Source organism: Mycoplasmoides fastidiosum, assembly GCF_024498275.1.
Taxonomy (GTDB): domain Bacteria; phylum Bacillota_I; class Bacilli_A; order Mycoplasmatales; family Mycoplasmoidaceae; genus Mycoplasma_N; species Mycoplasma_N fastidiosum.
The window spans coordinates 417,171-431,098 of the sequence record NZ_CP101809.1 but is presented as its reverse complement, the minus strand read 5'-3'; the positions used below and the strand labels follow the sequence as shown (position 1 = coordinate 431,098).

Sequence of the window (13,928 nt, the reverse complement as noted above, 5' to 3'; positions counted from 1 at the left end):
ATTTATTTAGTTTTAGCTAATCGTGCACCACTGTTATGTTTGGGTTTTTTAGCACGTAATTTGGTTAAACTAGAACGCACTTTAATGCGTTCTCCCTGCATGAATTTCACGCTATTAGTTGCATAACGATAGCGTCAAATTGCATAATAAATTCCCATGGCAATCACCAATAAAGTGACTAAAACTCATGGTAAATGGGTGGTTAAAAATCGGTGGGAATTGGAATTAAAACCAGTAATGACCAATTCCTTTTGCAGGTTTTTGATTTGCCCATTAACAAACGCATTTTCAATTTCATATTGAATAACAATTGTTCCTTGAGCAATATCAGAATAAACATCGCGAATGATTAATCGTTGCTCATTATGCTTACTAACTAACACTTCGTTCAGTTGTAAATAGCGGTATGCTAAAGCAAAGTTTTCAGTTTGTAACGCCGTGGTAGCATCACGAATGTTACTTTGAATGCCGTCACGAACTAACTGGTTGGTCACAACTTCATTATCTGCTACTGTAATTCTGGTATTAACCAGTTTTAAATTAGTTAAAGTAATGCGGGCTTGACTAGGGTCAACTAAAAACTGGTCAACATCAATTGGGTTGGGATTTAATTCCATTTCATTGGTTTGATAACTATTGACAATTTGAATGCTACCTGGTAAAAAGGTTAGTTGACCAAGCCCATCATTGATTAATAAATACTTGGTCATTTTTGCTACCGGAGTATCATGAGCTAATTGTTCTGCTCATTCGGGATTTAAAACAAGTGATAAGGGTTGGGTAACTCGGGAAAAACCTTGGACATGTAAGAATGATTGTAAAAAAGTGTTAAGCGCAGCTGGTTCGTGTAAATTGCTTTTTAACCAATTTAAAATTTCTGAACCTGAGACACTACTAATTGGTTTCAGCGTCCCATTGAAATTTAGTTCATAGCCGTTATTGTGATAAGCTTGGGAACTAATCACAATTGGCTGGCGTTGGAAGCCCTGAATAATAACGTTGCTTAAACCAATGTTTTGGTAATTCCCCAGATTATCGATTAGTTGTGCACTTTCTTTATGTGGATCAAAAATATTTTTCAAAATTTGAAATTGGTCAGCAGCTCCAGGCGGAACATTAAAGTGTAAAAACGGATTTAGTAGATAAATTTGTTCGTTTTTTTCACTGTAGTACACATCTTGTTTGCGAACATTTAAACTAACATGAAATTTATTTAGTTGTTCTTTTAAGCTTCTTAAAGCTTCTTGATGATAGTTGCTAGTATCTCCAATGGCAATCCCGCTGTTATCGACTAATTGTCAAGTGACTAAATCAAATCATGGATCGGGGTTATTTAAACTAATGTAATCATCACTAATTGCTGAATTTGTATGACTAATTAGGGCTTGGTAATAATCAGTTACTTTTCAAGTTTTTAACTGATCATTATTAATCACCCCTGAAACTGCTTGACCTTCTAAAGCTGTTAATTGATCATCATCAGTACGTAATTTAAAATTATTCTCAGCATAATTTTTTCAAGTCGGTAATAAGAAGGTCCCTAAAGTATTGGTAATTTTAAAAGTTTGTTCTTTATCAGCGATAGTGAAGTGTTGACCATCAAAACCATTAATGTAATTTTCTACTTTGATCTTGACATCTAGACTGCCTTGGTTATAGTTTAGGTTACTAAAGGATAAAGCACTAAACTTCGTCATTTTCCCCACATGAGCTGCATCAACATCTTGGGCGCCAAATTTTTCAGTAAAGAAACGTTCAGCATCGGGGTTCGTGTAATAAACTGGATGAATGAATTTGAATTTTAGGATGTTAATCGCATCTTGAGCAACTAATAGTTCTGGTCCAGTTAAAGGATTTTGGGTTGTGGCTCCATAAAATTTTTGGGCTTTTTGGAATAAATCCTCAAGCTGATTAACAATTCCTAAAACACTTTCATTTGCAAAAGTGCGATTAACATCAATATTGTCTGCATATGGTAGTTTCGCTTTAGTTGCTGCATCAATCCGAAAAAAATAGTTGCTTAAAAAGAAACTAATTTCCTGTCCGTAAACTTCTGGAATTGCACTACGTTCTGCTCTTTGATTATCCTTATAAACATTGTTAACCAATAATGTGTTGGCTGCAATTTTGACTTCTCCAGTGGAATTATTAATTGTGATGTTACTAAAATTAGTTAAATCCACATGGGTTTGATAACTGGTATTTGAAGTCGAAGTATTTAAAATGTGGTTTAAAAAACCAGTTAAACTATCATAACCCCGATAATCTAATTGACCCACTAATAAACTACTTTGCCGGTTTTTTAACCGTCGTAATTCTGCTAATCACTCACTTGGTAATAAATCTTTTCATTGGTGATTTAAAGCATCCCGAAATAAATCTTCACTACCTTTATAAACAACTGGTGTTGATGCTGAATTATTGGCCTTTAATACAGTTGCAGAATTAGCTGGATTTTTATAACTATTGTCAATTGCGTGATACTGGGTTGTATTTGGTTTTAAAGCCACCAATAATGATGGTAAAAAATTAATTGGTGCTTTTTGTTCAGATCCGGCATAAAATTTACCATGTAAATAACCACCCTTAATAGTTAAGTGGTTAATTCCCACTAAATTGGCATCTGCTTGAATTGTGACATTAGCATTAACTGCTGCAGCAGTTAAGCTTGTTTCATTTTGAAAACCAATTACTAATTGGTTTTGCTTAGTCTCATCTAATGTTGTGGCTCCAGATAAACTGTTTTGGCTATTAAAATTAGGTGCACTGGCACTTAAATCTAGTAACGGTAAAATTAATTGGTTAAATTGGGTTTGATTATTAACATTATCAACTAGTGCTTTTTTAAAACTAGCAACCGGTTGGTCTTGATATTGATTATGGGTAATAAAAGCAATCCCTGAAACCCGGTCATTATTTTGTTTTCAATTAAAAGTGGAGTTGAAATTAGATAACCCAAATAAACTAGCATTTCTAACAGCAATTAAATCACCTACAGTCGCTGCTGTGGTTTTCTTCTCAAACAAACTAACCGCAAAATCAACACTTCCCACTTCAGAATTACGGTTAATATCAGTTAACTGTAATGTGGTTTCTGGTGGTAAAAACTGATCTAGTGTGCTTGTTGCATTTGGTCATGTTTGGGACATGACATTAGTTTCTTGACCATTAATGATTTGGAAAGTTTTTAAAGTCACAAACTCTTTGAGTTTGTCATCAGTGTAATCAAGCGCTGCTAAATTTTTCTGGAAGTTCGATGTGTCAATAGCGAAACTGAATTGTTTAAAAGTGGTAATGGTGTGATTTTGAACTAAATTGATGCCCCCATTTAAAGGGTTAGCATTAACTTGTAAAGTGAATGCTAAAGTTCCGTCATTTTTATTGAAAAAAACACTGCTAATATATTGTTCAGGATTTTCTAAGGCCGATAATTTGTGAATATTTTTTTGACTTAAACTACCCTCAACTGATCCACTTACTGGATCAGTTGTTGTAGTAGAAGAATTGTTCAGTTTTAAATTAATTCAACGCAGTCCCACATGATTTTTAATTCACTCAATTGCTTCTTGATGATCTTTAGGTGCAAAACCAGTTGGGGCATTAGTTACATCATTAAAAGTTGTAATTACTTTTTCGTTATTAATTAAAAACGCTTCTTGAGTCGGAAATCCGGTTAAAGTAATATCGGCAAGATCAATTTTGTTATTATTCGGATCACTAACATCAAACCCAACTACAATTTCATTTTTAATTAAATCAACTGATTTAATGTGAATTGAACTTGAATCATTTTTAATATAATTCTGAATGTAAGCCGTGCCTGAAGTTCATTGGTCAATGTTGTTAGATAAATCAGTTTGAGTGATGCTAGAAGCAAATTTAAACCGGTTTGTGAAACTAGAATCAGCAGATACATCAAATATACGTTCCCCACTTTTTGCATTTTTAGCATTTAAAGTATAAGTCGTATCGGTTAAAACATTAATTGTGTACCGATAAGTTCATTCTTGATTTGGTGCTGAAATAATTAAGTTGTAAGAAGGAGAATTTGGTACCGCATTGGAACTGGTAACATTCGCAAATTTATTAATGTCAATACCAAGGGCTTTATTACCGGTTGCTCCGCTTCATGCTGTTGCGTTTTTCCGCCCGTTGTAATAGGGCAGTTGGCCTAGAACTTGGGTTAAAAAATTGTACCCGTTATTAGTGGAAGAAGAAGATCTAGACATAACCCCCCCCCGGCTGAATCAGCTATCGAAGAAGCGCTAGTGTCAGTTGGACTGTAGTTATTTGCTAGATCTGCAAAACTGAGATTGCCATTACTTAAATTTAAACCATTTGCGTTGGCATATAAACTGACTCAGTCAATATCTTTAAAAGTACTATCAGCTACATCTTCATTTTCTTGATTAACTAATTGCACATTAATTTTTTGCCCATTGCCAGTTCTTCCGTCTTGTTTCCCTCAAGAATTTAATACCGAATGGTTTTGGGGTAAAGTTCTTGTTAAGATATAAGGAACTTGGGAGTTGTATGATTTGTAAGCGTCTGATGAAGCTTTTAAGATGGCATCATCAAACTTTTTACGAAACGGTTCAGAATTAGTTCCACTAACATCAGAACTGCTTGTTGATAAAGTTGTTGAAGCAGTAGTACCAATCTGTTTTAGTTCAGCATTAGAATCAAAACCAGGTAAGACAAATTTTTGATTTGAATTATTTTTGGCAAGAGTAACATTATAGTTAATGGTTTTACTATAACTTTGTAAGTAAGTTAAGATTTTATTATCATTTAACTGATTAAAGAAAATTCCATATATATTACTAGCAGATGAGCGGGTTGCATCTGGTGCAATGTTGTGAATAAAGTTACCATCAAAAGTTCCTAAATAAGTTGAAAAAACTTGATTCCCAGAATTGGGCCCAATTCAAACCCGGTGGAATCATGGATAAAATTCTGTGGAATCATCACCAATTTGATGATTTCACGGACTGATTGGATACCCGCTGACATTAGTGTGAAGATTAGCAGCAATTCCAGTGATGCGTTTATTTGCTGGAATTGTAATTTTAGGTCAAGTATATCAACTACTTTCAGTGTCTTGTTGGGGCCAAAAATCTAATAATTGGTTCCCATAAAATGAAAAAGTTGGTAGTGTGAATGCGGAGTTGCCCGCTCGAAAACTATCAAAAGCCCGCGTATCATTCCCAACAGATCAATTTGATGGTTGACTATCACTAGTTTGATCATAAAATTTGGATCAGTTGGCCGGATTTAAATGGTTATAGTTATCTGAATTGAAGTTAGCCACCATATAAAATAAACCATAAAATCAGGGTAATGGTTTAGCCGCAATTGGAGCGATATAGCGCAAGCGATTATTACTAAAATCGACATTAGTAAACATGTTTTTAGATAGTGGAATACGCTCAATTTGGTTATTAGAAAAATCAATCCGGTAAAGATCTTTGGAAAGATCTAATTTAATGCCACCAAAATTAATCCCTTTATCAAAAGTTGTTTCAGATGATGGTTCACCCCGATATGTAAAAACAATTGTGCCACTAGCGTTTGTGGTGATATTACTGTTAGCATCATGCGGAACATTGTCGCTACCACTAGAAGCAGATAACCCATTTTTATTTGTGGCATGAGAACCTTTTTGGTTCACATATTTCTCGCCATCTCTTGTTTTGAAATAAAACGGATCAGCTGAAACTGCATCTAAAAAACTAGAATAATCAGAAATTACTTTTTTTCCTGATTTTATGAACGAGCTATTTACTGAACTTGCATAATTAATATTAGGCAAAGTTGCAGTTAGTCATTTTTTAATTCCTATAACTGATGTTAAATCTTTAACATCAGAACCATCAGCTCACAAGTTTTTTAAATACTCGTAATAATTTTCTGCAGTTTTTGTGGGTGAACTTGTGCTTGCTAATTCTGTATCACTTAGATATTCAGTAGAATAGTGATTATTACTAAAAGTATTGAAGTCACCAATGGCTTGGATCGCATTTTTGCTTGCCCGAATGTTTTTTAAAGCCGGAAAATTTTTATAATTCGGATTAGGAAAATGGGTCAGAATATTATCGTCAACAATCAGTGTAGTTAAACCCGTAAATTTCACTTCTAAACTAACACTATGACTATCTAAACTAGAAGAATTAGCCGTTCCTAATAAATCATAAACCCCCAAACCCCAGCGCAGGTTGGGGTTAAAAATTTCAGCAATAGAACTTAATGCTCGATTCGATAAGTCTAAAGTAATATTGGTTTTATCAAACGCATCAAATCATTCGGTTTTAGTAAAACTACCATCTGAGCTTTTCCCTAAGATGCCAGCTACAGCATTACGAATTGCCCGAGTTGGAAAAAACTTGGTAAGTGAATTATCAGACTCTTGTAATGTTGGTCAGTTATTCTGGTTAACATCCAGATTGAATAAACCTGGTGGGGGTGCAAATTTAACATCAGTAACTGTTTTGGAGGTCTTGTTATATTGCACATACTTAAGGTTGACATAATCATAAGCATTAGCAGTAATTGTTTGGCCGTTTTTAGTCAAACTAACAGTAGTTGCCACCACCCGAATACCGGTTTTAGGCAAATCACCACGGAACGAAATCGCTTTAGAATTATCTTCAATGATGATGTTTTCAATGTCGGCTAAGTCACGACCTAAAAACGCACTTAAATTTGTATCATCAGCCGAGCTAACACTAGAAGATAACCCCCCCCCGACGCATTTGTCGCGCCAGACTGCTCAATTCGAGCTAACCGCGCTTGAACTGGATCAAATGCCGCCTCGGTACGATCTTGAAGATAAGCTTGATGGGTCAAATAAATTGAAGTGCTGAACCCAACACTTGTAGCAGCTAAAATTCCTAGACTAATTAGTCATTTGGCTGATCAATGTCATTTAGCTTTATCAGTTTTTGAAAAAAGATTCTTTTTGAACCTTGAAGTCATTGTAAACTGTGATAAATCTTAACGATGACAACTTGTAACCTAAAGAAGATAAAAATGGTTGTTAAACAATCAACTGATTTTGCACAAGCGATTGTTTAACTAAAAAAGTTACAACATTTTTTTTCAAAATATATTTTTCATTGGATGAAATTACCACAATTTTAACACAACCTCAATCCCACTATCGGATTAAATCGCTTCATAACCCACCAACTCCAAAAATAAACCGGCATGATATAACTAATTTTGTGCTATTTTGTTATCACCACAAAACATAAAAAAACCACAAGCTTCAAGCTTGTGGTTTTGTGATTACTAATATTTTTGAATTATTGGGTTTAGCTTATTTCTTCACTTTCGCAGCAGTATTGGCCATATAGAATTTTTTGCTGCCTAAGTATTTGCGTCTTCAGAAATAATATGCTAAACCCAATAAGCTAATGCCACCAGATCCTCCAAAAACTGGTGCTAAAACAAGTGGTAATTGGTTTTTGAAATTAGATAAGGTGTAACTAAAGGTTTTTGGTCCCAAATTAATGCCATCCTTATAATAATTTTGAAAATGCACTTGAATATACAACTTCCCTAATAAGTCATTTGCTGTAACACTTAGTTCGGGTTGTTCAATTTGTTTATAATCATCAGCAAACCGAACTAATGATTGTAAACGGGGTTGGTTTTGGTTCAATATTGTCGTAATTTCCGACGGACTCAATTGAACCAAATCAGTAGCTTGATTTAGTTCTTCAAAACGAGTTTTGAAATCAGTAGTAAATGTGGTATCAACAATTAATTTAATTTCTGGTACATCAATTACTTGATCATTTTGGGGCACATTATCGATATAACCATGTAGGATTTGGAGATTTTTTAAAACAACTGCCCCACTAATATGATCAACTAAAACCGCTTCGGTTAACTTGGCTCCGGGAGCTAAACGGGGTTGGGTTTGGGGATCATTGAAAACCGAATTCAAAAAGACTAAACCGTTACCTAGCATTAACATGCTATTAAAATCTGATTCAGTAAACTGATCATTATTTAATGCCTTTTGGAAATCAAATAATAATTCAGACACTGATTTAGTTGAGCCAAATAAATTGCGCAATCAACCAATAATCACGGTATTGTTGTTGGGCAGTAATTCAGTCGAACTAACTGCAAACGGCAAAACAATATCAGCAAGCTCTAGGGTTGGTCCGATTTTCCCTTCGGCTCAGGGGGTTAAAATGCGGATTTGACCTAAGCGCAATTCATTCCCAGTTAAACTAATGTTGCCAATTTGACCCACTGGACCAATGATGTTATTAGCATCTGAACCATTAGTTAAAACCGAATTAGTTGCGTTGCGTAAATGATAAACTTTCTCCTTTAAAAATTGTTGGAAGCTAAAAGTTGGATCAGCTTGAGTCCCCAATTGTAAACCTAACCGGGTTAATAATAAACTTGGGGGTTGGTTTAAAATATCTTCATAATCTGTTAACGGATTACGCACAAACTCGGTATTTGCTCCGGTATTTAAATATCAAATTTCAGCCACCTCAATTTCATAGTCTGGAACAACCGGACTATTCTCATCCGTGGTGTTGGCATATAGCGCAAAAATTAGTTTATTAACTTTTAAAGTTCGTTCTCCATTGGAAATTTCAATCTCAGCTGGATAAGCAATTGTGGTGTCATATGATCCCCCATATGGCACATTGTTGGCGGTGAAAGTACTAATTCAGGCTTGCTGAATGGAACGTCAACGGTGTGAAGCCCGCACGGATAAATTTTTGCGATTCGCAGTTAAGAATTCTAAATCGGCTTTCATGGTCGCTGCATCCACATCATGTCATAATGGAGCTAGTAAGTTGGCACTAAATTCGCCTTGGCTTAATTGTTCAGGAACAATTTGGTTCGCATATTTATGGAAGGTGACAGTTGTACCATTCCGTAAGAAGTTGACATAAATGAAATCATTAACCGGATGCAGTTCAGTACCCCCATTCGCTAAATAGTTCACAATGTGGGGTTTGCGAATAATCAAAATTGATGAATCTAAAGTTGATGCTTCAATTCGCTCAGCAATGAAATAAGTGCGATTCACTCCACTTGGAACAGCTGAGTTCACAAATGCTAAATAATTCGGTAAATAGAAATAACCACTAAAATCAGTTTTTTTCACAAAATCATTTGCTGATGAACTTTTCAGTTCATTCACCCGCGCTAAATCAACCGGATTAATTCGCGCCGCATTATTATTAACTAATCATCTCCGGATTAAATTTGAACCAACTTGAGTGGTTTGGTGCACTAAGTTTGGCGTTTTTAAAGCCGCCACTGCATCATCAACTGCTTGGGTTTGATCTGGAGTAATTCCGGCTGCACTATAACTATACCCAAAATAAAATTTGGCATAATCATCTTCAAACCCCGCTGCAGAAGTGATATTAGTGTTCACTTGGAAAGTAGTTAAGTATTTGTTTGGTAAACTATAAGTTTTAGAGTCAGGGACAACATGATCCACTGGTTCTTGCCCAGGTGTGGAAACAAAATTGGTCATGATTACCGCGTTAGTTTCAAACGTAATTTTACCCGCAACTAAATCAACTTTAATTTTAGTTGGGTCTACCCGATAATGATTTTCACTGACATTATTCGCATTAAAAGTTTTTTTACCGACATTTAATGCATCAATATAAGCTGATGCTGAAGTAGATGATGCAAAAATTTGTTGGACTTCTAACACTGATTTATTCGCTAAAGCTGAACTAATTGATTTAGATCAAATGAAACTGTTAACTACGGGACTAGCTTTAATTTTATGCACAGGTACATCATGAGTAACTGTGTCAAAACTACTTGGGTTTTGTCAGTTTTTAAATTGCAGATTTTTAAAAGTTAGTTCACCAGTTTTGTTGTCTGCCACTAAACTTTTATTTAATTTATCTTTTAAAGCAAAATTATTTTTATTAATATTTTGTAAATCAAACAAGTTCATGTCAGCTATGTTTAAATTATTATTGACAATTGCTTGTTTCAAATCATAAACATTCATCTGATCTAAAACTTCTTTAACCGTTGTTGTTTTTTCGTTATTTGGATCAACTTGAACTAAATTATTTTTTTGTAAATATTTTTTAATGTTTTCAATAATTTCACTATCTGATTTTCAAGTTAAAGAAGAGATTGGACGTTGACCTTGGTAGTTGGGTGAGATCGGAATTGTTAGATAAGTTGGAGTAGAAGCTGCAGTTCCATTTTCAGGCTGACCGTTATTATACTTAATGCCATTCAAGAAATGATTTTTTAACCGAATATTGGTAAACCGAATTTGGCCGTTATTGTCATTAGTAATGAAATTATCAGCTTCAGTAACTAAATCATTTGTTGTTAATTCATTATTATTCGGTTTGTTTAGTACATTTAAAAAAGTTTGGGGACTGGCTTTAAATAGTGCTTGAATTTCTGCTGGTTTTTTACCAATTAAAACAGCATTTAATTGTTCTTGGGTTTTTCAGGTTATCGTTGTAGTTTGGTTAAATAAATGTTCTCATAGAACAGTGATGCGTTGCTCGGGAATACCGTTACCAACATCACCCGGAATTTTTACTTGTCATAATAAAGTTCCATTCGCATCATTTGGAAATAAGGTGAAAAAACTACTTGCATTATCTCTGGTTACTGATGATCATGTTGAAACATCAGTGCTAACCGCACCCAAATCAAAAATTTCTTGAGCTGTAATCGCACTTGCTGGTTTAGCGATAATTTTTTGAAACAATCCTAGTTTGGTTTTATCGTCTTTAAAAGTTTCTGGAACAAACGTTTGGGGACCATTATCAACTGCAATGTTTTTCCCAATTACAGTGGTATTGGTTTTTGGTAATCCCGTTCATTTATAAATCGCAGTTTTTAGTTGAAGTGGATAATTGAAACTAGTGCCATTGGCAAAAGTGTAATCGGGAATTTCCACTTTAAACTTAACTGTTCCATCCACTTGGTTTTTGATGATTTCAGTAATTCATTGGGAATTAACTTCAGTTAATTCGTGCTGATTCGTTTCAATTGTGGCCTGTTGCGCTCCTGCAGTCATCTTGTTCCCTAAGTAATTGGTTTTAAAAGTTTTGGCAATTAAATCAGCATTAATTAGGTTGTAATTTGCTACTGTTGTAATTTGGTCTTTAGCACTTTTTGGCGCGGCGTATTCTAACAAATTGTTTGTAATATTAGTCGAACTAAAATCTTCAAATGTGCCATCACTATTTTCTTTCTGCATTTTAGCTTTGGCAAATCCAGTAACTTTTTTATCAACTTTCACATCAATTGTTGGGGTGTTATCACCAGTTGCTACAACTTTGGTATCGCCCGCTTTAAACAAACGACCCTGACGAGAATAACCTGGAGAATAAATTCGGAATTTATAATTTAATGATCCTTCTTCGGGATTATAAGTTAGTTCCACATCATTCTGGTTCAACCGTTCCATATAGACTTGATCAAACTTTTTAGTTGATTTTCAGAATTTGTCTTTTCCGTCTAAGATGTCATCAACTCGGACATTTTGCGGAAATTTGTTGTTATAACTAGATAAATTCAATTCAGCTTGTTGTGTTGCTGAAACTTGGGTGGCAAAATTGCTATTGTTATCTAATTCAGTACTAATATGATCAACTACGTTGAAATAACTTGAATAATTGTACAAGCCATTATTCATGACTAAAGAAGAAGTGTAGGGTACTTGAGTTGTTTGACTGACCCCAAAACTACTAACCCGATCAATATTAGATACCCAAGTGGTGGGTGAACCGACTGTTAAATTCACAATTGGCAAATCACCAAAAATACTACCAAAATGTTTGATGCTATTGTTAACATTTCTGCCTGACAATTTACCTTGTTCACTCTTATTGAACAGATTAATTGGATTTTCAGCGTAATTAGCCATTAACCCAATTTCGCTCCGACCTGAAGGAGAGAAATTTAAACGGGCATTAAAATTTTCATAATTTTTGGCATCATAGAAAACATTGCCATCAAAAACTGGAGCATAGTCTGCACCCCGTTCTGATTTAGCAAATGATTTTGCCGTAATCAAATAAGTACGGAATGGTTTGTAGCGTGCATAATAAGTTTGATCACTGGATTCTGTAAAGCTCATTCTTCCTGTTCTGTTATTGCGCGGAATGGTTTGTAAACCTTTAGTACCTCAGAAACCACTTTTCTTTCCATTATTAGTTCCATTAATAAATTCTTCTAAAGTGGGTGCATTAGCGGCTCTTTCATTTTGATTATATAATCCAGTTCAAGTGCCACTTTCTTCTTTTCCAAAATCCGAAAGTTTGGGAACTTCTCATTTAATACCTCCTCCGTCTAAAGAACTTGTTCCAGCATATTCATCTTGATTGGATGGAGTAACATTATCACCCCGAGCAACTGTTGTTCCCGAAGGCACTGTATTATCTCAAGTATTTCCCTCATCTCCAGCATTTCGAGAATCTTGGTTTTGTTCTAATAAACCAAACCCATTAAACGAACGAAATGAATAAACACTTAATAAAGGACGGGCAAAATTATAGCCCGGACGAATCCCAGTGGTTCAGCCATTTAAGCCCATAAACGGAAAAATCGAATCAGGTTGGGGAACTAGTAATTCCGCATTTGCATTTGGATTAGTTGTATCACCTTTAGTTGTCGAAGTTTTAATGATTTCATCTTGTGCTTTTTTATAAGCCGAAGTTTTAAAGTCTTCTAAACCAACGTATAAATTGACACTTTTTTGTTGGGGTGAGGTTGAAGAATTAGAATCAAATGTCACATTGGCATTACTAAAGACCATTGGTGCTACAAGGTTATTATTCGAAAAACTGAAATATGGTCTTTTCTCACCATTATCAGGAGTCATTCCATTGGCACGTGTAATATTTGTGTCTAATTGTTGGGTTGTTCGGTTTGGAACATCATTATAGTTCCCAAAAGTTAAACCCCGAATTGGTCAGGGGGATTGACGTCAACGGGCAACTTGTTCATCAGTGTATTTATATTCGGTGCCACTCTCACTTTTTTTATCACCGGTGTTATAAACATTGATGCCATACGGACCCCGAATACTGGGGTCTTGAATACTTAATAAATTGGCATTATTTTGGGTTGAGGCTAATGAATATCAAGGAGTGGCATAAATTCCCATCGGATCAGCTTCGGTTCCTGATCCTAATTTGTTATTGCTCATGTTTAAATAAGCCAAATTAATTTTTAAAAAGTATTTGGGAATTTCGCGAATGTTGTTAGACCCAAGATCAAAAAACCGGGGCACATTATCGCGAATTGGAGTTTCATATTGCGCTTTAGCCTTTGTTCTTTCGTTACTATCAGCAGTGGCTGTATCATATGGGTCTTCAACATAAGAAGAAACATTAATCATTTTGTTTAAATGAGAATTAGAGGCCAAAATTTTATACAGTTTGGGCATTCGGGCTTTTGTGAAGATAATTTCATAATCACCAAAATGATTATTGGATAAATTAATATTTCACAAACTATCCCACGTAATTGCCGGATTGAGAATTGCATCGATTTCGGTGAGATTTAAATCACTTAAATCCAGTGATTTAACTTTCCCCAATTCTGTTTTAGTGACTTGGGAATTAACTCCCAAATCATACTTAGAAGAACCGACTGTTTCAGTTGCTTTTAAAGCATCCAATACCCGAGTTGCTAAACGGGATAAGGGGAACACATCAATGATTCGTTTAGAATTACTCGTAGTTCATTCCACATAATGAACAACATTTTCAGCTTGTTGCTGTTTGTGTACTCAATCACGATTGACAGTTTGGAAATGATGATAAGTCATCTGGTTAATACTTAAACTAAAACTAGTTAAAGTTATTAAACTTAAAATAAAGTAATTGGTATTAAACTTTCTATTACGTCTAATTTTTAATTGGGAATTCATGAAAGAAGATTTC

The 13,928-nt window shown here is 34.8% G+C and carries 4 protein-coding genes; all 4 read right to left on the bottom strand.

Annotated elements, in window-relative coordinates; translation table 4 throughout:
* Window positions 1-2: 2 nt before the first annotated feature.
* A complete protein-coding gene (locus NPA10_RS01385; RefSeq protein ID WP_256547755.1) occupies window positions 3-4,229 on the bottom strand; it encodes a hypothetical protein in 4,227 nt (1,408 codons plus the stop codon).
* Entirely contained in the window at window positions 4,184-6,613 is a 2,430-nt protein-coding gene (locus NPA10_RS01380) for a hypothetical protein (protein WP_256547754.1), read from the bottom strand. Before NPA10_RS01380 ends, NPA10_RS01385 begins: the two co-directional genes overlap by 46 nt.
* Before the next feature lie 83 nt (window positions 6,614-6,696).
* Window positions 6,697-6,975, bottom strand: a complete 279-nt coding sequence (locus NPA10_RS01375; protein ID WP_256547753.1) for a hypothetical protein — start codon at window positions 6,973-6,975, stop codon at window positions 6,697-6,699.
* Window positions 6,976-7,318: 343 nt separating this feature from the next.
* On the bottom strand, window positions 7,319-13,915 hold the full coding sequence (locus tag NPA10_RS01370; protein ID WP_256547752.1) for a hypothetical protein: 6,597 nt from the start codon (window positions 13,913-13,915) through the stop codon (window positions 7,319-7,321).
* Between the last annotated feature and the right edge of the window lie 13 nt (window positions 13,916-13,928).